Raw genomic sequence first — 22,692 nt, 5'->3', positions numbered from 1 at the left:
ATTCTATAATTTTAATTTATTTGGGCTTTATATCAACTGGAGCTTTCATGGCCACAAAATTTTTTACTAATGAAACCGACAATACCCTTCTGCAAAAAATCGAAGGGGTTTTTCAATACAAAAACGTTTACTTCTTTGATGCCCTTGTGGGCTACTTTCGGGCTTCGGGCTATTTCAGAATACGTCCTTTTATTGAAAAAGCCCAAGAAATCAGAATTTTGGTCGGTATCAACATTGACATTTTGGTACTCGAAGCCCAAAAAAACGGAGTTATTTTTGAGGCAGATGCCCATTTGTCGCAAGAGCAGTTTTTTGAGTCTTTAAAAGAAAATATCCAGCAAGCAGCCTACTCCAAAACCATTGAAGAGGGGATGTTGCAGTTTATCAGCGATTTGGCCACGGGCAAACTGCAAATCAGGGTACACCCCAAGCAAAATATCCACGCTAAAATCTATATTTTCAGAGAGCAAACCAAACACGCGCACGGCTACGGCTCGGTCATTACGGGGTCGAGCAACCTCACCGATGCGGGGCTGCAACGTAACTTTGAATTTAATGTCGAATTACGCGACGATACCGATATTGAATTTGCCACCGAAACGTTTGAAAAACTCTGGGTAGAAAGCGTCCCCGTTAGCGAAGTCTTTGTGGACAAACTGAAGCAACAGACCTACCTCAACGATACCTTCACCCCTTACGAAGTTTACCTTAAATTTTTGATTGAATACTTCGGCAAAAGTATTGATTTTGACCCCAACTCCATCAGCGATTTGCCCAAGGGTTTCAAACGGTTGTCGTACCAGATTGATGCGGTTAATGATGGTTTTAATAAAATGGAACGACACGGCGGTTTTTTTCTTTCGGATGTGGTGGGTTTGGGCAAAACCATCGTGGCGACGCTTATTGCCAAGAAATTTTATTTTAAAAACGGCTTCCCCGACCACCGTTCGCGTACGTTGATTGTCGTACCACCTGCCCTCAAAAGCAACTGGGATGAGACCCTTGAAAAATTTGGCTTTGAAAGCTACGAAATCATCACCAACGGTAGCCTACACAAAGTACGTAATCCCGAAAAATACGATTTAGTGATTGTGGACGAAGCCCACAAGTTTCGCTCCGATGCTTCCTCTGCCTACAACGACCTCCAAAAAATCTGCAAATCGCCCGCCCGTCGGGTATTGGCTGACGGTTCCAGCACCCAAAAGAAAGTCATGCTTGTGTCGGCTACACCGCTCAATAATCGCCCCGAAGACGTGGCGAGTTTGGTGTATTTGTTTCAAGACAGTAAAGATTCTACCCTTGAAGTGGGCAATTTGCAGCACTTTTTTCGCCAACAAATTGACGCGTACCGCAAAGCAAAAAACGAGTCCGATTTGACCAAAACCTTGGCCGAAGTAAAGCGCATTTATACCGAAATCCGTAATAAAGTCATTGAGCCCCTGACGGTTCGACGTACCCGCACCGACTTGCAGATTCATGACCAGTATTCATTGGATTTACAAGCACAGGGTATTCGCTTTCCCGATGTCAAAGGGCCAGAGAAGATTTTTTACCAGTTAGACCCGCAGCTAGAAAGCCTCTATGATAAAACCATTTGGCTGCTGACCCACCCCACGCTGGGTCTTACCTACAACCGCTATCGGGCGATTGGTTTTTTAAAACCGCACAAAAAGCAGAAATATAAAAAGGCCGACATGATTGCCACGCAGTTGGCTAAAATCATGAAAACCATGCTCGTCAAGCGCATTGACAGCAGCTTTCATGCCTTCAAGGCTTCATTGGGGCGATTTTTGCAGGCCAATCAAGCCATGATGACCATGTTTGAACAAGGCCGCATTTTCATTGCCCCTAACCTCCCCGTGAGTGAGTACATCAACGATGGAAAAGAAGACGAGCTTTTAGATTTGGTATTGGAACGGCAACTCGATGACCCCACCATCGAAATTTGTGCTCCCGATGATTTTGAAGTAGGTTTTGAAAGTGGCCTCCAACAAGACCAAGAAATATTAACCCAACTGGTCATGTTTTGGGAGGAAATTGGGGATAAAGATCCTAAACTCGACACCTTTGTTGAGTACCTTAAAAACCGCTTGTTTACCGACATCAACCACGAAAAAAAATTAGTGGTTTTCTCTGAAAGTAAAGAAACTACCGACTATTTGGCAAAAAAACTCCCGCAGTTTATTGAACAAAAAATCTTGACCGTGGATAGCCATACCCGCAAAGACCGTATGCCCATCATTCGTGAGAATTTTGACGCTAATTTTACGGGTATCAAACGCAATGATTATCAGATGGTTATTTCTACCGAAGTATTGGCCGAGGGGGTCAACCTACACCGTGCCAATGTCATCGTCAATTATGATACCCCCTGGAATTCCACCCGACTCATGCAGCGCATTGGGCGGGTCAATCGCATTGGGTCGGTGGCCAAAGAGGTGTACGTGTTTAACTTTTTCCCAACGGCGCAGGTGGACAACGATATCGAATTGCAGAAAAAAGCCCTGATGAAACTCCAAGCCTTCCACGCGGCCTTGGGCGAAGATAGCCAAATTTATAGCCCCGACGAAACCCCCGAAACTTTTGGGCTTTTTGACAAAGATCCCGACGAAGAAAAAGATGAAAAATTGGAATACCTGATGCTTATCAGAGCGTTGAAAGAAAAAGACCCTGACTATTTTCGCAAGATTCAGCAAATGCCGCTGCGGGCACGGGTGGGTCGCAAAGACAAAACGCAGAAAAACGAAACCATCAGCTTCATCAGAAATCACAAGCGCGATGCCTTTTTTTATGTAAAGACCAATGGAGAAGTGCTGCCTCTGTCTTTTTTGGAAGCCGTCAAGAAATTTCAAGCCACTGAATCTGAGAAGGCTATTTCGCTGCACCCCGCCCATCATGAGCAGGTACAGATAGCTATCGGGCAGTTTCAGGCGGATGTTGAGCGAGAAGCAGGGAGTCAACACAAAATAGACGTTACGCCTGGGCCCAACGAAAAGAAAGCCCAAGACTACCTCAACGGTTTTTTGAACGTTCCGCACCTAGGCCAAGACGAAAAAAACTTGATACTACTGGCCAAAGAAGCCCTGCAAAAAGGCTGGTACCAAAACCTACAACGCGACATCAATAAATTGCAGAAAAACCAGAAAATCGCCAAATTTAAACTGTCAGTTTTGCTGGATGAGTTGCTCAAAATTTTGAATAGTTATAACTTACAGACCCGTCCAAACCCCGTAGCCAAAACCACACCCAAAGACCTTATTCCCAACATCATCATTTCTGAAAGTTTCAACGCATGACTCCTGAATCACAACATATTGATTACAAAAGCATTCGTATCATACAGAAAGGCGAGAGCGGTTTCAAAGACTTGGCACAAGCGGCTGTTTGTTTTGCCAACGCGCAAGGCGGTAAACTCATTATTGGCATAGAAGATGCTAATAAGCTGCCACCGAGTGAACAAACCATCAATGTTGAAGACATCAACAAAACCCTCAACCGAATTCGTTCTTTGTCTTTCAATGTGGGGGTAACAGCCAGTGATGTATTAACGCATTCTAACGGCGGGCACTATTTTGAACTTACTGTTTTGCCTTCGTCTAAAACTATTGCTACTACCAATGATGGGAAAATTTACCTGCGGGTAGGCGACCAATGCCACGCCGCACGTAGCGAAGACCTCGTGAGGATAGCCGCCGAAAAAGATGCTTTTCAGTGGGAATTGCAATTGCGAAACGTTTCGTTAGATGACATTCCAGTCCAACATCTGACAAAATTTGCCCACGAGATTAGGCAGTCGCCAAGGGTAAAGGAGAGCATCAAACAGAGAAGTGATGTCGAAATTGCTGAGCATTATAACCTCATTCACAACGAGCAACTCACCAATTTGGGCATTTTGTGGTTGGGAAATGCCTCCCAACGTAGCCGATTGGCGTATCCACTCACCATACAGTATTTGGTTTACAACGACTTAGAAGAGAAAGTACGTAAACTGGATTGGCACGATTACGCCCTCAACCCCAAAGAACTATTACAAGAAATCGAAAAAGAAGCCATCGAACTTACCTATTACCATGAGTTCAAAGACGGGCTTTTCCAGCGCAAACCCATTCGATTTTACGACGAACGGGTCATCAGAGAGCTCCTCATCAATGCTTTTGCGCACAAAAGCTACACCATATCAGGCGATATTTTTATCAGTGTTTATGTGGATAGACTGGAAATCAAAAACCCAGGAGGGCTATTGATGGGGATTTCCAAAGACAACATTCTGCACAAAACCGCCCGACGGAATCCTCATCTCATCAAAATCTTTCACGACCTTAACCTGATGGAAGGCGAAGGCTCAGGCTTTGATTTACTGTACGAAATCAGCAGCCGTAATGCCAAACCTTTTCCAATCGTTGAAGCCGATTTTGACAGTGTCAACGTGGTGCAAGAATCTAAAATCTTGGACGAATCAAGCATTGCGCTACTCGAATACGTATCGAATCATTACCAACTATCACAACGTGAGTTTATCGCATTGGGTATCGTGTCGAGATGGCAAAAGGTGTTGGTTACTCAACTCTACAAGCAGCTACAATTGCCAGAAGAAGAGCGTCTTAGAAGCTACGTAGGTCGCTTAACCGAACAAGGTTTGCTCATTAGCCGTGGTCTTAAAAAAGGTACTGAGTACCTCATCAATCCCCAATTGGTAGCCAACGCCCGACTCAATGTTAAAGCCAGCCTGAAAGTCATAGAACCGCACCGCCTCAAAGCCCTGATTATTGAAGAATTACGCCTCAGACCCCAAAGCAGCATTGAAGATATTCATCAACGCTTTGAAGAAATTGACCGCAAGGATATTCAAAAAGCCGTGTATAAATTGGTGGAAGAGGGTGAATTAGAATACTCAGGAGGTAAAACATATCGTAAATACGAACTGGCAAAAAAAAAAAGAAATGAAAAATAAATGAAAAAGAAAAAAAGACAACTATTTGACAATCAAAGGAATGTTGATTTTGTTTCTTTTTTTCTAAAATAAAAAAACGGAAAAGAAAAACCCTGCCATGACCGAAAAAGAACTCAAAGAAAAACTTCACGAGCCGTATCGCCTCCACACTTGGCAAGAGATTGTTCGTCATATATTTAATAAACCTACATTGTTTACAACAGAAGCAACTGTGCCGTTGTTTGAAAATGTGGAGTATGTGCAAAAGGCTTTTCAGTTTGGTACAGTATCACTGCACGACGACCGACAATTGGCCCTGATTGATGTCAAACTAAGCAGCAACAAAGTCATCTCAAAAAATCGGGTTCAGCTTCGTGAACTTATCGCCAAGTACGTAGATGGAGGCAAGTTTCAGGGTATTTTGGCTTTATTTCATTCTGCTGATGCTACCCAACAAGACTACCGACTCACTTTCATTGCCAAAAGTAGCTCGTTTAATGACGAAGGTGAGTTTGTAACCAAACAAACCTACCCAAAGCGTTATACCTATATTTTAGGCCAAAATGAGTCCTGTACCACCGCTGCCCAACGACTCACCAAATACTTGGCCGATAATAATCGGGCGGCACTGAAAGATGTCATTGAAGCATTCTCGGTTGAGAAACTCTCCAATGACTTTTTTGCCGAATACAAGTACAACTACGAAAAGAAGTTTTTGGCCCACCTAATGCCACTCAAAAACACCGTGTTTGGGGGCAATGACAAAGCAGTGAGGGACTTTTGCAAACGCCTGCTTGGACGTATCGTGTTTCTGTATTTTGTTCAGAAAAAACGCTGGTTGGGGGCTACCTTTGGCCAAGACCACTGGGATGGCGACACCAATTTTTTGCTGTCACTTTTCAAGGAAGTACAGGCACAAGACCAAACATCCGCCTTTTATTCGCATTGGCTTTCAAAGCTGTTTTTTGAGACGCTCAATACCAAACGAGAAGGGGATTTGTTTACGATGCCCACGGGCAAGCAAGTAAAAGTACCGTATCTCAACGGTGGACTTTTTTATGGTAAAAATGAGCCAATGCCATCGCTCATCTCGTTTCCTGCCCACTTTTTCCATCAAAACGATGATAAAAAAGCCGACAAACCCAACGAAAGAGGGCTTTTCGACTTTATGAATAGCTTCAATTTTACGATTTATGAAGATAGCCCCGAGGACCAGACGGTGGCCGTTGACCCCGAAATGCTCGGACACATCTTTGAAAACCTGCTCGAAGAAAACCGCGAAAAAGGTGCGATTTACACCCCAAAAGACATCGTACATTTTATGTGTCAGCAAAGCCTGATTCATTACCTCCATGTACATCTCAATCCCAAAAACAACCCTACTATTGAAAGCCAAATCAGGCAAGTAGTGGTGCAGAAAAGTATCAATAATATCCCAGAAGATTTACTGATTGACATTGACAATAGGCTCGAAAAAATCAAAATCTGCGACCCTGCCATTGGCTCGGGCGCATTTCCGATGGGGCTATTGCAGGAGATTTTTGCCATCAAAGAAATCATCTATTTTGCCCGTGGCTTCAAAAGCTACTCGTCGGCCAAGGTCAAAGAAAATATCATCCAGAAATCTATCTATGGCGTGGATTTGGATGCAGGAGCCGTGGATATTGCCCGCTTGCGCTTTTGGTTGTCGTTGATTGTGGACGAAGAAAAACCCCGTGCCTTACCTAACCTCGACTACAAAATCGTAGAGGGCGACTCGCTTGTGCCCAAGTTTGAAAACCAGATTGTAGAAATTGAATGGAACAAATCCCATACCACCAGTAATCAATTTCTCTTGGAGGGCATTCGGGACTCACTCCGAAAAGTAGTGGAAAAACAGCGGGCGTTTTTTAGCCTCAACGACGAAGATACCCAGCCGCACCCCACCAAAGAAGCGTTGCAACAAGAGATTAGAGACATCAAGATTGATTTGCTGATTAATCAAATGGCGTTGAGTCAGTTAGAGGCCAGTGCTGCCAATGTGTCGCAAGGCGGATTATTTGCCTTGCCCAAATCGAAGGCCGAACAAAAAGCCGAAGAGGACCTCCGACAACGTACCGCAAGCTATGAAGCACTGATTGTTAAATTGCGCGCATTGAAGCAAAATCCTGAAATGCCTTTGCGATTCTTTGATTGGAAACTCACCTTCGCCGAAATCCTCAACGAACAAGTGACCGACGAAAAAGGCTTTGATATCGTCATCGCTAATCCGCCTTATATGCGGGTGCAGGGCATACAGGCCAACTTGACCGACGAGAAAAAATACATCGAAACTGAAAAAGATTACCGCGAGATTACGACGGGGGCGTATGAGTTTGCCAACCTGTTTTTTGTGATGACCGTCAAGAAACTGGCCAAAGAAAACGGCAGTAATTGCTTTATTTTTCCCCACAAATTCTTCAATTCTGATAGTTCTGCCCCTTTCCGTAGTTTTTTGCGGAAAGGCATGTACATTGACAAAATTGCCCATTTTGGCGCCAATCGGGTCTTTAACGATGCCGATACCTACGTTTGCATTGCTTTTTTTTCCAACAAAGCCAATGCAGGCTTTAAACTCCAAAAATTTGCCCACCGCAGCGAATTTATCCGACACCTCAACGACGAATCTCGCTACGAATTTATCAGCTACGATACCCTCGACCGCGCCGCCAAAGCCTACGGGGGTAACCAATGGATATTTTTCAGAACGGCAGAAGAGTACCAAATCTTTGAAAAGATATACCAGCATCCGAATAAAATAGAAGATGTCTTTGACATTTTTGTTGGTTTGCAAACAAGTAATGATAACTTATTTCTGATTGAGGTTGAACGGGAGGATGAAGTATATTTATATGGTAGAAATAAACTTAGTGACCGAATATGGCAAGTCGAAAGGGCTTTTTTTAAGCCTATGCTGAAGGGACGCGATGTACAACGCTATGCACCATTGCAAACCAACAATTATGTTTTTTTTCCTTATCGAGTTGAAAGAGAACAGGCTGTTGTTGTACCCCTTAGAACTTTTCAAGAAAGTTATCCTTACACTTACCAGTACATTTTGGAACACGAAGATGTTTTTAAAAGTAGGGAGAATGGAAAAATGAGCAAGGAGAAAGATTGGCATAAACATGGTCGAGAAAATAATCTTGCTAAGTTTGAACAACCCAAGCTTTCGAGCATGGAAATCTGCACCACACACCCCAACGTAACGCTCAATGAAGGTAACTTTTATCATGCTACTACTGTGTATAGTTGGGTCAAAAAAGAAAATATTTCAGCGAGTTACGAATACCTTTTGGCCATTGCCAACAGTGCGGTATTGTGGTGGTTTTTGAAAAACACGGGCGATACTCTTCAAGGGGATGCTCGACGTTTTAAAAGTAATTATCTCAACCCGTTTCCCATCCCATTGTCCGTAAGTACGCACTACCAAGAAGCCATTGCGCATTTGGTAAAATACGTCATTTATCTCACCGATACCGCGCACCCCCAAGTTCACCCGAGCATTGGGAATAGTGCCGTGGCTCAATACCTGCGGCAAGTCATAGACGGCTGTGTGTTTGAGTTGTATTTTGGCGAAGAAATGAAAGCCAAGCGCATTGACATCTTGCCATTTGTCGCTACCGAAATCAAGCCCTATGACGGGCAGTCTCAAACCATTTTGCAGGTGTATCAGCAGTGGCAACAGCCCGATAGCCAAGTTAGGAATCGCCTCAAACTCATGACCATCGAAAGCCCTCATACCATAGCCCACATTCTGAATGTATGAAAAAAATAGACCGCTTGGTACTCAAAAATTTCAAGGCGTTTAGGGACCAAACGTTTGAGTTTGGCGGCAAAAATGTCCTGCTCTACGGCAATAATGGCAGCGGCAAAAGTTCGCTCTATTGGGCTTTATACACTTTTTTGCAAAGTAGCAGCAAAACCGATGCCCAACTGCAAGCCTATTTTCAGCATTTTGATGGTGAGAATAGTGAAAAAACCAACCGAAGTTTGAAAAACGTTTTTGCTCCAGCCGACCAAGACGTACTTGTTGAAATGACCTATGTGGCCGATGACGGTACAAAAACCATCAAGACCATTTCGCCCACCCTCATCAACACCATCGGCGATATAGTACTTCAAAAAGCCAATTTGGCCTCTGATTTTATCAACTACAAACTGTTGCAAAACTTCTACAACGTCACGCACAAGCAAGAAGTGAACCTGTGGGAGGTATTTTGGCGCGATGTATTTCCGTATTTTGAGGAAAACGGTAGAAGCTATCGGGAGCAAATGGAGAACTTGGAGCTACCCTTAATTCAAGAAAATCAAGGAAATGTAAATACATTTATTTCAGATGAAACAATAGTAATTGCTGGTGATATAGCGGAAAATGGCCCAGAAGAAAGCCCAGATGAAGTTCTAATAGAAAACGAAATAATTCAAGAGCAATTCCAATTAAAACTAGAAACATTCAACAACGAAATCTTATCTTTTATTACTCAAATAGAAAATAACGCCAATGAGTTTTTAAAAGCTCATTTTTTTGAGGGAAAGGATGTTTTGAAGGTGAAGTTGTCATACAAAACCCCAATTAACGAGCTTTGGATAAAAGAAAAAGACAATGCATTAATCAACAACAAAATTCCACAAGGGGCTGAAATCAAACTTTGGGTAAGTATATATGATGTTCAAACTCAGCAATGGATAGAAAACCATCGCCCACAGTCGTTTCTCAATGAAGCACAACTTACCCGCATTGCGTTGGCGATTCGGATTGGAGCCTTGCTTACTCGTGTTCAAACTACTGACTTTAAAATACTATGTCTGGACGATTTGCTTATAAGTTTGGATATGAGCAATAGACGAAAAATATTAGAATGGTTATTGAATCCAAATGGTTTATATTCAAGTGAATATCAAATATTTCTTTTTACCCACGATAAATCATTTCAGGAAGTAATAAAACATTACATTGAGAAATTAGATAAGCCTGATAATTGGAAATACTTTGAGATGTTTTTTGATGACTATCACACCTTAAAGCAACCCTATGTGATAGATAATAGTAGCGATAATCTATCTAAAGCGAGATATTATTTTAATAACTATGACTTCCCAGCCTGTGCAAACTCATTGAGGACTGAATGTGAGAGAGTAATAAAACTGTTTTTACCAGACAATTTACTATATGCCGTTTCAAAGGAGGGAGAGTGGAAATTAAAAACATTAGAGAAATTAATAGATGAGCTAAAAAAGTTATTTGCATCTAATAATAGAGATTTTACTCCACTTCAAGATTTGTACTTGTATAAAGATTTACTTTTAAACCCATTATCCCATGACAATTTGGGCACAACCGTCTATCAAGATGAACTTCATACTTTTATTAATATAACAATCCCTGAATTACAAAAACTTAGAAGCGAGATTGTTTTTGAGTTAAAGGAAAAAGAGCCAACTTATGTATTTTTAACCGATACTGATTCTTCTGGTGTTGATTGGAAATATCAAATAGTTTTATTAGAAAATTGGAGAAGATATTACTTCTTAGATTCAAGTATAGTTTACTCTGCTCCTAAGTGTCATGTTTTATCAAGAAAAGGATCTAATGGTGTTACTGAGAATTTTGGAGGTAATGGAAAATGCAAAAATATTAACGATGCTTATAGGCAGATAACACATGCTTTAAACTGTAGTAATATTAAAGGTAAACAAGTATTTAACTTGATAACATCATCATAGATGTGGTAAATACACTCGTCTACGAAAAATTAAGCTATCACTATTTTGAACCCATTTATGGTAACTCGTTAAGCGATGTCCATACAATGACCTAGGAGATGTATTTTTTAAGTTTTGGTCGCAGTGGTGTGAATATATACCAATTCCTCACCTTTGAACCATACCAAACAGGCGAGCCGATGGAAAAATGAAGACAACTTTCTTAGCATCTACGTAACATATAGAAGCAGCCCCGCAATCGCTCGCCTTTTGGCGAGTGATGATGATTCAAAGTCATCTTGACGGCTTGAAGCCTTTGAATACGATTCACTCGACAGAGCCAAGCGAGTGCGAGGGAATCAAAAATGAAAGTTACTCGTTCAGACGATAGTCATACGAAGTAACTGAATAGAACAGCTCCAAAGCCCAGGCCTTTCTGGGCTTTTTCGTTGATTTTTCCCCAATTCAGTTTGGATTCCCCTTGACAAGTCTTGTGTTTTTATTTAACTTTGTATTAAAAAGTACTTTTTATTCATTTTAAAATGAAACACTTCGTCGCGCCCAATTCCATCGTTCGGACAATATGGGGGAAAGCCGATACCATCTTGTTTATTTTTGCGGGGGCATCGGCCGAATTTGCCCTCAATAAAGCCGTCGATTGGCTGTATTTTACGGGTAAATTGCCTTCTGACCCGCTTGGTCGGTTATTTTCGACGGTGGCTTACGCTCGTCAAATTGTGTTTTCGGAGGAGGAACAAGCCCTTAATTCCATTGATAAAATCGCCGCTATCCACCAAGCCGTAGAACAAAACAGAGCCGCTCAAATTCCTGATTGGGCCTACCGCGATGTGCTTTTTATGCTGATTGATTATTCCATTCGTTCGTTTGAAGTGCTTGAACGAAAATTAACCCAAGAAGAAAAGGAAGAAACGTTCAACGTATTTTATCGGGTAGGGGCTAGAATGGGCCTCAGAGGGCTGCCGACTACTTTTGAAGACTGGCAAAGAATGCGTGAAGAACACTTGCGGGATAATTTAATGGCCAGCGAATTTACCCATGACCTGTACCGCCAATACCAAAAACATTTGGGGACTGTCCGCTTTCTTATTCTAAAGCAAGCGCAAACGTTAGTCGTTCCTCAAAGGGTTAATCGGCTTTTGGGACTTGGAAGGATTCCACTTTTTGCGCCTGTGATTGCTACATACAAGTTGTTTAGGTACCTAAAGCTGGAAAATTTACTGAAGGATACCATTCTACCCACGGCCTACAAACCCCAGATAGCTGCGCTTGATACTCGGTAAACCAAACCTAAAAGGTTTTGAAAACCTTTTAGGTTTAGATAAGTATATTTACTTGGTCAGACGACAGTCAGACCAAATTCAAATTCAGGTAGTTCTTGGTCTGACTATCGTCTGACCAAGGCTACTTCCCAAAATCTGCCGCAATTTTATTGATTTGGTCGTCAGAAAGGGTTTTGGAAGCGATGACCGTGCGGTATCGGAAAGTAGTGGATTCGCCGTTTTTGAGCGTCAGATTAAGATTTTCTTTACCCTTACTGAAAATAGCTTGTCCAAGCGGGTTGGCGGCAAAAAGTCCGTAGCCACGGGCGTGCCAGTAGGTAGGATAGCCCACATTTTTTGGGTGGTCGAGAATAACGACATTGATGGTCTCGTTGCCAATCTTTCCGCGAAGGTTGCACCAACGGCCGCGCGTACTCCAAACATTGTCGCCCTCAATTCCTTCACTGGTTCGGTAACTCCCCGTAATGCCCGTGTTGTCCATCGACGAAACTTTGGTCACTACCCCATAAGCATCCGTAAACTCCGAAGGCCCCGTAGAAGGGTGTTCCAATTGTCGAGCAACGCGAATGGCAAACATGCCGTCCTTGACGTCTTTAAACACTACTTCGGTTTTAGCAGTTAGCGTAGTGATGCGGTCAACGGTGCGGGTGGTAGCGTCTCCCTTAAAAATATACGTGGTGGTTTCGGTCAACATCAGGCCACCATTTTTGTCGAGCCAGTCGGCCGTAACGGTAAGGGTACCTTCGTTTTTGCCACCTTTCATGTTGGTGATTCCCGTATGAACGATGGTGCCGTAGGTGTGTTTGGCGTGATCTACTTTCGTGGAGTTGTTCCAAAAGTCGTGGGCATTGACCGATTCATAGTTGAGCCACATCCCGACGTGGTGCGGGTGGTCCACGCGTTCGCCCGTACGAGGTTTGATAGGCCAGCCGCGCGTAATTTCAGTACCTTGGGCAGTAAGTAGAGGGTAAAGAACTGCTTTTTTTAAAACATCGGGGCCTGGATAAAAATAACTGGTGAAAGGCTTGCCATCGATTGTAACATCGATTTTTTTTTCGGTTTCGTTGGGGGTGAGGACAACCCCTTTTTGGGCGATGGCTAAACTTGAAAGTGCCAAAGCGCCCACTAAAAAAGGAAATTTCATAGAATTTGTAGTGGAATTTCCTTCTAAAGGCGTTGAGATTCCGTTTTTACCCCGTACTTTCTTTAAGTTTGTAGCATGGCAAAAAAACGAAAATTTTACGTAGTCTGGGAAGGCCGCCGTCGAGGGGTGTTTACGGAGTGGGACGAGTGCGAGGCGCAAATCAAAGGTTTTGCTGAAGCAAAATACAAGTCATTCGATTCATTGAAGGAAGCAGAAGCTGCTCTTAGCAAAAGTTATTGGGAGTTTATTACCCCTAGCAAAGCCAAGCCTGCGCTCAAAGAAGCCCCTGCCAATGTGGGCAAACCCAACCCTGAAAGTATTGCGGTAGATGCCGCGTGGAATACCGCCACGGGCGACATGGAGTACCAAGGCGTCTATGTGCGCACGGGTCAAAAACTTTTTCATCAAGGGCCGTTTCAGGACGGTACAAACAACATTGGGGAGTTTTTGGCGATTGTACACGGCTTGGCGTATCTCCAAAAACACCAGAGCAATCTGCCGATTTATACCGATTCTAAAACGGCAATGAGCTGGATTAAGCGAAAACATGCCAATACAAAATTGGAAGTGACGCCGCGTAACAAAGCCCTCTTTGAAATGCTTCAACGGGCAGAAGAATGGCTTTCAAAAAATAAATTTACCAACGCCATTGTGAAGTGGGAAACGGAATATTGGGGAGAAAATCCCGCAGATTTTGGCCGCAAATAGCTAAATTTTTATCTGCCCAACGCGATTCGACCACACAGAATGGACGCCACGATAGTAATGGGTGTAAAAAGTAACGTTTCAAGCGACGAAATGGCAGCGAGGTTTCCAAGGGTGTTTAAAGCAAATATTCCCGCAAAAATCCATAACAGTAGGGTCGCCACTTTTTTTAAGTTAGCATATTTTGTTCGTCCGTGGACTTGGATGAGTATAAATAATAGTAGTAAATTGGACATGGATATTAGCTCAAACGCAATCATCTGCTCTTGATTTTCGAGCCGTCCACCCCAAACATACTTATGGGGTATGAGTCCAATAATAACACAAAGTTGAAATGCCAGACCAAAGCCAATAAGGGCGTACATGATGTACTGGGCAATGGAGTAAGGGATTTGTTTTAGATAATTATTCATACATCATTTTTTATAAAGGTAAGACAATGGGACGTAGCTCAAACCCCTATTTTAAATTCAAACAATTTACTGTCTGGCACGACCGCAGTTCATTGCGCGTATGTACAGAAGCCTGTTTGTTGGGGGCGTATGCGTCGGTGGACGGGGTGAAAAAAGGGTTAGATATTGGCACGGGTACGGGGGTGTTGGCCTTAATGCTGGCGCAAAGGAACGAAAATTTACACATCGACGCCATTGAAATTGAGCAATCTAGCGCCGAACAAGCCCAAGAAAATGTTAGCCAAAGTCCCTTTGCCGAACGCATTCAAGTGTATAAAACCGCCCTCCAAAATTGGAAGAAAGAAAAGGGCTACGATTTTATTATCAGCAATCCGCCATTTTTTGAAAATCACTTGCTTTCTACCAACGAAATTAAAAACCAAGCCCTGCACGCCGAAAGCCTTTCTTTGGTCGAATTAGCCAATTCAGTAGCTAGTTTATTGCAAAAAAAAGGCCGATTTGTGGTATTATTACCTCCCTTTGAAACCCAAAAAATGACGGAACTCTTGCAGGGAAAAGGTCTTTGGCCTGTCCAGCAACTTCAGATTTTTCAACGAGAAGAAAAAGCACTTTTTCGACTTATAACGACCTTCCAGTGGCACAATAAGCCATTACAGATAGAGAAACTTACCATTCACGAGGGAGACGGTAAGTATTCTGAGGGTTTTCGTACTTTATTAAAGGACTATTATTTGATATTCTAAATTAAAAAATGCGTAACACGATTTCTGATTACTTCCAACAGTTACAAGACCAAATCTGTGCAGCCATCGAACAAACCGACGGAAAAGGCAAGTTTCATGAAGACCTTTGGCAACACCACGGCGGTGGCGGTGGCAGAACGCGCTTGATTCAGGCGGGAACTATCCTTGAAAAAGGAGGCGTCAATTTTTCGGCGGTGCAGGGACAAACATCCGAGGCACTTATGAAACAAATGAACCTCACCGAACGGGCCGATTATTTTGCCACTGGGGTCTCGATTGTCATGCACCCTGTGAGCCCGATGGTTCCCATCATTCACATGAACGTTCGCTACTTTGAGATGTCCAACGGCACTAGCTGGTTTGGGGGAGGAATTGACCTGACGCCGCATTACGTCGTTGATGAGGATGCTCGCTGGTTTCACCAACAACTCAAAGCTACCTGCGATGCCCACGATGTCAATTATTATCCCAAATTTAAAAATTGGGCGGATGATTATTTCTTCTTGCCTCACCGCCAAGAAACCCGTGGTGTGGGCGGAATATTCTTTGATTATTTAAAACCAACTTCCGACGACCATAAAAATCAGGTGTTTGAATTTGTCAAAGCAGTGGGCGAAACCTTTGCGCCAACTTATACGGCATTGATGAAAAAAAACGCTGATATTCCGTATAGTGAGCAAGAAAAAGCGTGGCAGTTGGTCCGCCGTGGGCGTTACGTGGAATTTAATCTGGTGTGGGACCGTGGCACAAAATTTGGACTAGAAACGGGCGGACGAACGGAATCAATCTTAATGAGTTTGCCCCCATTGGCAGGCTGGGAGTACGACTATAAGCCCGCTCCACAATCGCGCGAAGAATACACGCTTTCGATGCTAAAAAAAGGCATTGAGTGGGTATAAAACGCGATTTTTGGACATTTTTTTGTATATTTACGTGTTAAAAAATTGTAATTTACCAATAGCGATTGAGCGACTATTTTTGGTAAAAGAGTTTGCAAAACTCTTAAATTACGTGGCACTCAATACGAACCGATGAGCGAAATCAACGACACTTTACCCGAAGACCAAAATCTCCCTGAACACACCCGCCACGACCAGTTGGTGGTGTCGGATATGTACCAAAACTGGTTTTTGGAATATGCTTCTTATGTAATTCTAGAGCGTGCTGTTCCTAACATTGAGGATGGCCTGAAACCTGTGCAGCGTCGTATTCTTCATGCACTGAAAGAAATGGACGACGGGCGCTTTAACAAAGTAGCCAACGTGATTGGGGCTACCATGCAATTTCACCCGCACGGGGATGCGTCTATCAACGAAGCGATTGTCAACATGGGTCAAAAAGACTTGGTGTTTGATACGCAAGGTAGTTGGGGTGACATCCGAACGGGCGATGGCGCCGCCGCCGCTCGTTATATCGAAGTGCGCCTTTCTAAGTTTGGCAACGACGTTATTTTTAACGAAGATACGACCGAGTGGCAAATGAGCTACGACGGCCGTAAGCGAGAGCCTGTCACGCTGCCTGTGAAATTTCCGTTGCTGTTGGCCATGGGAGTGGAAGGAATTGCCGTGGGGCTTTCGACCAAAATCATGCCGCATAATTTTGTGGAATTGATTGAGGCGTCAATGGCTTATTTGAAAGGATTGCCGTTTACGTTGTATCCTGATTTCCCAACGGGAGGGTTTGTCGATGTAACTAACTACAACGATGGACTACGAAGCGGGAAAATTCGCGTGCGGGCCAAAATTGAAGAGCTTGATAAGAAAACGTTGGTGATTCGTGAAATTCCGTTTGGAACAACCACGACTTCCATCAAGGATTCGATTATCAAGGCCAGCGAGGAAGGGAAAATTAAGATTAAAAAACCCGAAAAGGGAATGCAAGCGGTGGAAGACCTCACGGCACGGGACGTGGAGATTGTTATCCACCTTGCTCCAGGCGTTTCGCCCGACATTACCATTGATGCTTTGTATGCTTTTACGGAGTGTGAGGTAAGTATCTCGCCCAATGCCTGCGTGATTATCGACGAAAAACCCCACTTTGTGACGGTTTCTCAAATCTTAAAAACGTGTACCGATCAAACCGTTCATTTGCTCAAACGTGAACTAGAAATCAAACGATTTGAGCTAAAAGAAAAACTTTTATACAGTTCGTTAGAGAAAATCTTTATCGAAAATCGCATTTATCGCGATATTGAAGAGTGTGAAACGTTTGAGGCGGTTATTCAAACGATTGATGCGGGGTTGACGCCTTACAAAAATGACTTTTACCGCGAAATCGTAGAAGAGGATATTCTTCGCCTGACCGAATTGCGCATCAAACGTATTTCAAAATACGATGCGTTTAAGGCAGATGAAGCCATGAAACGCCTTGAGGCGGAGTTGGCCGAAGTGGAAGATAACCTCGTTCATTTGACACGCTATGCCATCAATTATTTCAAAGAGTTGTTGAAAAAATATGGTAAAGACCGTGGGCGTCGTACCGAAATTCGTTCGTTTAATACCATTGCGGCGACCGTCGTTGCGGCTGCGAACCAAAAACTGTACGTCAACCGTGAAGAAGGTTTTATTGGTTATGGCTTGAAAAAAGATGAATACGTCATGGATTGTTCGGACATCGATGACATCATTGTTTTTCGCCGCGACGGTAAATACAAAGTGGTACGCGTAGCCGATAAGGTTTTTGTGGGCAAAGACATATTTTACGTGTCGGTGTTTAAGAAAAACGACGAACGCAAAATATACAATGTATCCTACCTTGACGGAAAATCGGGGGTGAGTTATGCCAAACGTTTTGCCGTAACGGGCATCACGCGCGACAAAGAATACGACGTGTCATTGGGGACAAACAAGTCGAAAATGACCTATTTTAGTGCCAACGACAACGGAGAAGCAGAAATAATTACCGTAAGTCTAACGGCCCAAAGTACGGCTCGAATCAAGATTTTTGATTTTGATTTTTCTAAGTTAGCGGTCAAAAATCGCTCGGCCATGGGAAATGTACTGACCAAGTATCCCGTCCGTAAAATTGCCTTTAAATCGGCAGGTGCCTCAACACTCGGCGGCGTTGACTTGTGGTACGACGAAGTGCTAGGTCGATTAAACCGTGACGATCGGGGACGTTATTTGGGTAACTTTGACAATGGTGACCTGATTCTGGTTCTTTACAAAGAAGGGACGTACGAACTTACCAGCTTTGATTTGACCAACCGTTACGAACCCAAAGAATTGGTGCTTTTGGAGAAGTTTGTTCCCGAAAAACCAATTACGGCAGTTTATTACGAATCGGTACAAAAAAATTACTTTGCCAAGCGTTTTAAAATAGAAACCACAACCACTGATAAGAAATTTTCGTTTATTGGTGAAAACAAAGGGTCTAAAATCGTATTTGTTTCGACGGACGTACATCCACGCATGGAAGTGGTGATAGAAAAGAGCAAAACGGAGAACCAAGTTGAGCAACATACTTTGGACGAATTTGTGGAGGTAAGAGGCTGGAAAGCCCTGGGAAATCGGGTTTCTGCTTTAAAAATCAAAGAAATAAAGCAGCTCGAATCTATTCAAGCGGAAATAGCCGAACCAGAAATTGTTGAACATGAACCTGAAATAGCCGCGCCGTCTGATGATGACGAAACGCCACCACAAACCCCACCCGCAGCTCCCGATGAGACGGGGCAGCTGGGGTTGTTCTAAAAAACTAGCAATGTGAAAACCGCTTTTTTACATATCAACGCCATTCGCCATTCGCGCCGTTTGCGGGTCTCTTTGATGAAAAAGCTCATCAAAGCAGGCTTGTGGTCGGTATTTGGGGTGGTAGTGGCAGTGTTGCTATGTAACTGGATTGTGGTACTAACGACCCGTCACAAGGTGTTTTTTGACGTTTCCTCGCTGCCTTCCAACGATGTTGGGCTGGTGTTGGGTACTAGCAAATACGTAGCTCGGGGGAAAGAGAACCTGTTTTTTAAGTACCGCATGGAAGCTTCCGCGCTGCTGTTCAAAGAAGGAAAAGTCAAGTACTTGATTTTGAGCGGTAACAAGGAAGCGGAAACCTACGACGAACCCAAAGCGATGAAACAAGCCTTGACAAAATTGGGGATTCCTGAAGATGTCATGTTGCTCGATACTGCGGGCTATCGAACGTTTGACTCCGTAGTGCGGTGTCGCGAGATATATGGACAAGAACGGGTGACGGTGATTTCTCAAAATTTCCACAATGCCCGAGCGCTTTACTTAGCCGAACATGAAGGGATGGATGCCGTCGGATTTGCCGCGCAAGATGTCCCCAATGGCTATTCGCTAAAAACATTGCTTCGTGAGTACCTTGCCCGTCCTAAGGCGATGTTGGACGTATATGTTCTGAAGCCTGAAGCGGGGGTGCGAGAAGGGGAGTGAACCAACCTCCCGAAAGTTCCAAAGAACCTCCCGAAAGTTTGGAACTTTCGGGAGGTTTTGCGTTACTATTAAATCGAAAGTTGCTTCATCCAATCGGCATCTACTTTGATGCTATCAATCGATGTTCCAGGGTATTGTTCCTGTTCTACAAGGTAGTATTTTACACCCGCTTTTTTGGCAGCTTTCAAAATGGTCACAAAGTCGATTGAGCCTTGTCCCAAATCTTTCTGGGTAACTTTGCCGCTACTGTCTTTTACCATGTCTTTGATGTGTACCAATTCGTAGCGTTTTCCGTACTTTTTGAAGTGCTCAACAGCATCTTGTCCCGCTGCTACAATCCAGCACAAATCCAATTCAAACATCACCTTTTTGGGGTCAGTGTTGGCTAAAAGCACTTCGTGCGGAATTTGGCCTTCGAGTGGCTTAAAAGAGTAATCGTGGTTGTGGTAGCCAAATTTCATTCCCGCGTTGGTTACTTTTTCGCCCACTTGGTTAAACAAATCGGCTTTTTTCTTCCAATCATCAATCGTTTTTTGAGGGCCTAAATAAGGACAAAGCATGTATTTGAGTCCCGCTTCAGCGCCACGCTCGATGTTTTTATCCAGGTCTTTGTTCATGTCAAAGTGTGTACTCACCATTTTGACGCCCATATCACCCAGAAATGTTTTACATTCTTTCGGCGACATTCCCCACAAAAAGTCGGGGCCGCCGTAGCTTTCAAATTGTGTATAGCCCATTTCAGCCAGTTTTTTCATGGTTCCTTTGGCATCTTTTGGCATCAAATCACGAACGCTGTAAAGCTGAATTCCAAATTTTTTGATGGGTTTCGCTTCAGTAAAAAGACTTGGTGTGAGGGTAATTCCCGCGCTTAATGCGGATGTTTGTTTCAAAAAATCGCGACGATTCATTGGTGATTGGTGGTTAGTTTCAGGAAAAAAAACGAAAAATGTGCTTTCTACTTGCATTGTGCTAAGTATTTTTGTCTTTCAATTAATAATCATCTTCGTGCATTCTTTTCCACTTGTATATCTAAAACCCAATCGCGATGAAGCCGTACGGCGGTTTCATCCGTGGGTTTTTTCGGGGGCTATCGCCCGAATCAAAGGCCAACCAACTGACGGTGAAATCGTTGAAGTTTGTGATAGCCGTGGCCAGTACTTGGCAACGGGGCATTACCACAATGGCAACATTGCCGTAAAATTGTTCAGTTTTGAACAAATTGTACCTAACGTTGATTTTTGGAAACAAAAATTGCAAAAAGCACTGACCGTTCGTCAGCAGCTTTTTGCCACCCAATGGAGTAGTGAAGACACCATCACCAATAGCTACCGCTTGGTACACGGTGAAGGCGATGGTTTACCTGGGCTTATTATCGACTTTTACAACGGGGTGTTGGTTATTCAAGCCCATTCGATTGGGATGTACCGCGTGCTCGATGAGTTGGCGCAAGCGTTACAAGATTTATACGGCAGCGATTTGAAAGCCATTTATAATAAAAGCGCCGATACCTTGCCCGATGAGTTTGCCAAAACTACCCAAAACGGGTACGTTTTCGGTAGTTGTCCTGTTCCGCATCCTGTCAAAGAAAACGGACATACTTTTTTGATTGATTGGGAAACGGGGCAGAAAACGGGCTTTTTCCTCGATCAACGCGATAACCGACGGTTGTTGGGAAGCTATGCCAAAGGGAAAAATGTCCTGAATGCGTTTTGCTATTCGGGAGGTTTTTCTATTTATGCTTTGGCAGAAGGAGCACAATCGGTCGATTCGGTGGATGCCTCCAAAAAAGCGATTGAATTGACGGAGCGCAATGTAGAAGCCAATTTTGGTGAGACGACAAACCACCAGTCGTATGCAGAAGACGTAATGAAGTTTTTAAAAGAAACAACAGGTACTTACGATTTGATGATTCTTGACCCACCAGCCTATGCCAAGAGCATGTCGGCGCGTCATCGTGCCGTACAAGGCTACAAGCGATTGAATGCAGAAGGTATCAAGCACCTAAAACCAAACGGGATATTGTTCACGTTTTCGTGTTCGCAAGTAGTGGATCGCGAGCTGTTTTACAACACGGTGGTTGCAGCGGCCATCGAGGCAGGACGCCAAGTGCGGGTTTTACACCAAATTACGCAGCCCGCCGACCACCCCGTCAATCTTTTCCATCCTGAAGGAAGCTACCTCAAAGGACTGGTACTTTGGGTCGAGTAAAAATAAGAACAGCAGGGCAATTTGCCCTGCTGTAATACTCAACTACCCAACCAGACCCTACTATTGGCCTACAATTTGGCTTTTTAAGCCTCCTAAAACACCTAAAAGTTCGTTTTGCTCGGTAGATGGTACATTGAACTTATTCAAGGCCATCACTAAGTCATTGACCAGTGAGTTGAACTCAGTATCAGTGATTTTCATCCCTTTGTGGGCTGTCACCATGTCTTTTCCTGTGTATTTCTGTGGACCGCCGCTAGCCTGACCGATTTGGTCAATTAGGTTGTTACGAAGGGCAGTCAAACGTGCCGTGTTACCTTTTTGTACTTCTTGAAGAAGTGGCGTAAACGTACGAACCATGTTTGGATCTGCCGCTACGTTTGTGATAAATTGATCCACAACTGCTGAAATGGCGCTTACCCCACCAAGGCGGTCATACAATGATTTTGGCGCTGCTTCTTCTTCTTTCTTACAAGATGACATAATGAACACAAGCGCAACCGATAAAGACAAAAATGCTTTTTTCATGGTTTTAATTGATTTAATTGATTGAGAAAATGGATTAAATTAAAACTTGAGTAGTTATTGAGAGAAAATAAAAGATGCTAACGGAAACAGAAGGCGTATTTAGCGCGCTCAAATGCTTGAATGTACGACAACGGCACGGGGCATTCAGGGCCGCTTGCTGTAATGCCATCAAAGGATGCGGGCTCAACTTTTTTGGCAGAATAGGTGCCTACCAATGATTTCAAAGAAGACTCGTTGGTGGCATCAGGGTCAAAAGTGATGCTCACGAGTTGACTTGCGGGGTTGGCTGTACAAGCGGTGACCCCTTTTTGTTGACTCATTTGTTTTTGTAACGCTTCCGAATTAGTAGTTTCATCAAGCCCATCTACTTTTATGATGGTCATGCTAATTGGCTTTACGTAAGCGTGCATGGGGGCAGGTTCTAAATTGGCATAGACAACAAATGCCATAAAAAGAAAACCTAAGGAGTAAAGCGAAATTTTAGCGGTTTTGATAAGTCCTTTTTTCATGGTCGATAACCTTTTTGGTACTATCTACGAGGGCGAATGTCAAGTTGGATTTAGAGGACTGATTTTTTTTTTGGATATTGCATACATGAAAGCTCTTAAACA

At 43.4% G+C, this 22,692-nt stretch carries 16 protein-coding genes; 11 read left to right on the top strand and 5 right to left on the bottom strand.

Features of this window, described 5'->3' with window-relative positions:
* The first annotated feature begins 47 nt into the window (after nt 1-47).
* From AC23N5_RS10490 to AC23N5_RS10470, 5 genes are all read left to right on the top strand, one after another.
* Nucleotides 48-3,296, top strand: coding sequence for a helicase-related protein (locus AC23N5_RS10490; RefSeq protein WP_487755525.1), 3,249 nt, complete (start codon nt 48-50; stop codon nt 3,294-3,296).
* Complete coding sequence (locus AC23N5_RS10485; RefSeq protein WP_487755524.1) at nt 3,293-4,951, top strand: ATP-binding protein; 1,659 nt, start codon at nt 3,293-3,295, stop codon at nt 4,949-4,951. The genes AC23N5_RS10490 and AC23N5_RS10485 overlap by 4 nt, the downstream gene beginning before the upstream one ends.
* A 97-nt stretch (nt 4,952-5,048) precedes the next feature.
* Nucleotides 5,049-8,717, top strand: coding sequence for an Eco57I restriction-modification methylase domain-containing protein (locus tag AC23N5_RS10480; protein WP_487755523.1), 3,669 nt, complete (start codon nt 5,049-5,051; stop codon nt 8,715-8,717).
* Nucleotides 8,714-10,675, top strand: a complete 1,962-nt coding sequence (locus AC23N5_RS10475; RefSeq protein ID WP_487755522.1) for an AAA family ATPase — start codon at nt 8,714-8,716, stop codon at nt 10,673-10,675. Before AC23N5_RS10480 ends, AC23N5_RS10475 begins: the two co-directional genes overlap by 4 nt.
* A 521-nt stretch (nt 10,676-11,196) precedes the next feature.
* Nucleotides 11,197-11,955 (top strand): oxygenase MpaB family protein, encoded by a 759-nt coding sequence (locus AC23N5_RS10470; protein ID WP_487755521.1) that lies wholly within the window; start codon nt 11,197-11,199, stop codon nt 11,953-11,955.
* Nucleotides 11,956-12,076: 121 nt separating this feature from the next.
* On the opposite strand, the gene AC23N5_RS10465 is transcribed toward AC23N5_RS10470, so the two are convergent.
* Entirely contained in the window at nt 12,077-13,099 is a 1,023-nt protein-coding gene (locus AC23N5_RS10465; protein ID WP_487755520.1) for a DUF6807 domain-containing protein, read from the bottom strand.
* A 75-nt stretch (nt 13,100-13,174) separates the two neighbouring features.
* Between AC23N5_RS10465 and AC23N5_RS10460 the strand changes: the two genes are divergently transcribed.
* Nucleotides 13,175-13,807 carry a ribonuclease H1 domain-containing protein gene (locus AC23N5_RS10460; protein ID WP_487755519.1) on the top strand — a complete coding sequence of 211 codons (633 nt, stop codon included), beginning with the start codon at nt 13,175-13,177 and terminating at the stop codon, nt 13,805-13,807.
* Nucleotides 13,808-13,815: 8 nt separating this feature from the next.
* Here AC23N5_RS10460 and AC23N5_RS10455 read toward each other — a convergent pair whose 3' ends face one another.
* Nucleotides 13,816-14,217, bottom strand: coding sequence for a hypothetical protein (locus AC23N5_RS10455; RefSeq protein WP_487755518.1), 402 nt, complete (start codon nt 14,215-14,217; stop codon nt 13,816-13,818).
* 26 nt (nt 14,218-14,243) lie between these two features.
* Between AC23N5_RS10455 and AC23N5_RS10450 the strand changes: the two genes are divergently transcribed.
* The 4 genes from AC23N5_RS10450 to AC23N5_RS10435 all read left to right on the top strand — a co-directional run bounded on the left by AC23N5_RS10450 (nt 14,244) and on the right by AC23N5_RS10435 (nt 19,348).
* The gene (locus AC23N5_RS10450) at nt 14,244-14,960 is read left to right on the top strand and encodes a tRNA1(Val) (adenine(37)-N6)-methyltransferase (RefSeq protein ID WP_183972410.1); all 717 of its coding nucleotides are present in this window, start codon (nt 14,244-14,246) and stop codon (nt 14,958-14,960) included.
* A gap of 8 nt (nt 14,961-14,968) precedes the next feature.
* Nucleotides 14,969-15,859: an oxygen-dependent coproporphyrinogen oxidase gene (hemF, locus tag AC23N5_RS10445; protein WP_183972412.1), complete on the top strand. Its 891-nt coding sequence runs from the start codon at nt 14,969-14,971 to the stop codon at nt 15,857-15,859.
* A 132-nt stretch (nt 15,860-15,991) separates the two neighbouring features.
* On the top strand, nt 15,992-18,649 hold the full coding sequence (locus AC23N5_RS10440) for a DNA gyrase/topoisomerase IV subunit A (protein ID WP_487755517.1): 2,658 nt from the start codon (nt 15,992-15,994) through the stop codon (nt 18,647-18,649).
* Nucleotides 18,650-18,661: 12 nt separating this feature from the next.
* Nucleotides 18,662-19,348 carry a SanA/YdcF family protein gene (locus AC23N5_RS10435; protein WP_310586980.1) on the top strand — a complete coding sequence of 229 codons (687 nt, stop codon included), beginning with the start codon at nt 18,662-18,664 and terminating at the stop codon, nt 19,346-19,348.
* Nucleotides 19,349-19,416: 68 nt separating this feature from the next.
* Here the strand turns inward: AC23N5_RS10435 and AC23N5_RS10430 are convergent, their stop codons facing one another.
* On the bottom strand, nt 19,417-20,256 hold the full coding sequence (locus tag AC23N5_RS10430; RefSeq protein ID WP_487755516.1) for a sugar phosphate isomerase/epimerase family protein: 840 nt from the start codon (nt 20,254-20,256) through the stop codon (nt 19,417-19,419).
* A 97-nt stretch (nt 20,257-20,353) separates the two neighbouring features.
* Here AC23N5_RS10430 and AC23N5_RS10425 point away from each other — a divergent pair, with 97 nt between their 5' ends.
* Complete coding sequence (locus tag AC23N5_RS10425) at nt 20,354-21,556, top strand: class I SAM-dependent rRNA methyltransferase (RefSeq protein WP_037301643.1); 1,203 nt, start codon at nt 20,354-20,356, stop codon at nt 21,554-21,556.
* A gap of 60 nt (nt 21,557-21,616) precedes the next feature.
* Here the strand turns inward: AC23N5_RS10425 and AC23N5_RS10420 are convergent, their stop codons facing one another.
* Together AC23N5_RS10420 and AC23N5_RS10415 are read right to left on the bottom strand one after the other, a co-directional pair.
* Nucleotides 21,617-22,081 carry a group I truncated hemoglobin gene (locus AC23N5_RS10420; RefSeq protein ID WP_028525742.1) on the bottom strand — a complete coding sequence of 155 codons (465 nt, stop codon included), beginning with the start codon at nt 22,079-22,081 and terminating at the stop codon, nt 21,617-21,619.
* 77 nt (nt 22,082-22,158) lie between these two features.
* Nucleotides 22,159-22,590: a hypothetical protein gene (locus tag AC23N5_RS10415; protein ID WP_487755515.1), complete on the bottom strand. Its 432-nt coding sequence runs from the start codon at nt 22,588-22,590 to the stop codon at nt 22,159-22,161.
* Between the last annotated feature and the right edge of the window lie 102 nt (nt 22,591-22,692).

It is taken from the genome of Runella sp. R5_40 (genome assembly GCF_057652295.1).
Note: the sequence above shows the minus strand (reverse complement) of the source record. Positions and strands in the feature narration are given on the sequence as shown.

Excerpts from the sequence above, each read along its gene's own strand:
- AC23N5_RS10490 (WP_487755525.1), top strand. The coding sequence starts at position 48 with ATGGCCACAAAATTTTTTACTAATGAAACCGACAATACCCTTCTGCAA.
- AC23N5_RS10485 (WP_487755524.1), top strand. The coding sequence starts at position 3,293 with ATGACTCCTGAATCACAACATATTGATTACAAAAGCATTCGTATCATA.
- AC23N5_RS10480 (WP_487755523.1), top strand. The coding sequence starts at position 5,049 with ATGACCGAAAAAGAACTCAAAGAAAAACTTCACGAGCCGTATCGCCTC.
- AC23N5_RS10475 (WP_487755522.1), top strand. The coding sequence starts at position 8,714 with ATGAAAAAAATAGACCGCTTGGTACTCAAAAATTTCAAGGCGTTTAGG.
- AC23N5_RS10470 (WP_487755521.1), top strand. The coding sequence starts at position 11,197 with ATGAAACACTTCGTCGCGCCCAATTCCATCGTTCGGACAATATGGGGG.
- AC23N5_RS10465 (WP_487755520.1), bottom strand. The coding sequence starts at position 13,099 with ATGAAATTTCCTTTTTTAGTGGGCGCTTTGGCACTTTCAAGTTTAGCC.
- AC23N5_RS10460 (WP_487755519.1), top strand. The coding sequence starts at position 13,175 with ATGGCAAAAAAACGAAAATTTTACGTAGTCTGGGAAGGCCGCCGTCGA.
- AC23N5_RS10455 (WP_487755518.1), bottom strand. The coding sequence starts at position 14,217 with ATGAATAATTATCTAAAACAAATCCCTTACTCCATTGCCCAGTACATC.
- AC23N5_RS10450 (WP_183972410.1), top strand. The coding sequence starts at position 14,244 with ATGGGACGTAGCTCAAACCCCTATTTTAAATTCAAACAATTTACTGTC.
- hemF (WP_183972412.1), top strand. The coding sequence starts at position 14,969 with ATGCGTAACACGATTTCTGATTACTTCCAACAGTTACAAGACCAAATC.
- AC23N5_RS10440 (WP_487755517.1), top strand. The coding sequence starts at position 15,992 with ATGAGCGAAATCAACGACACTTTACCCGAAGACCAAAATCTCCCTGAA.
- AC23N5_RS10430 (WP_487755516.1), bottom strand. The coding sequence starts at position 20,256 with ATGAATCGTCGCGATTTTTTGAAACAAACATCCGCATTAAGCGCGGGA.
- AC23N5_RS10420 (WP_028525742.1), bottom strand. The coding sequence starts at position 22,081 with ATGAAAAAAGCATTTTTGTCTTTATCGGTTGCGCTTGTGTTCATTATG.
- AC23N5_RS10415 (WP_487755515.1), bottom strand. The coding sequence starts at position 22,590 with ATGAAAAAAGGACTTATCAAAACCGCTAAAATTTCGCTTTACTCCTTA.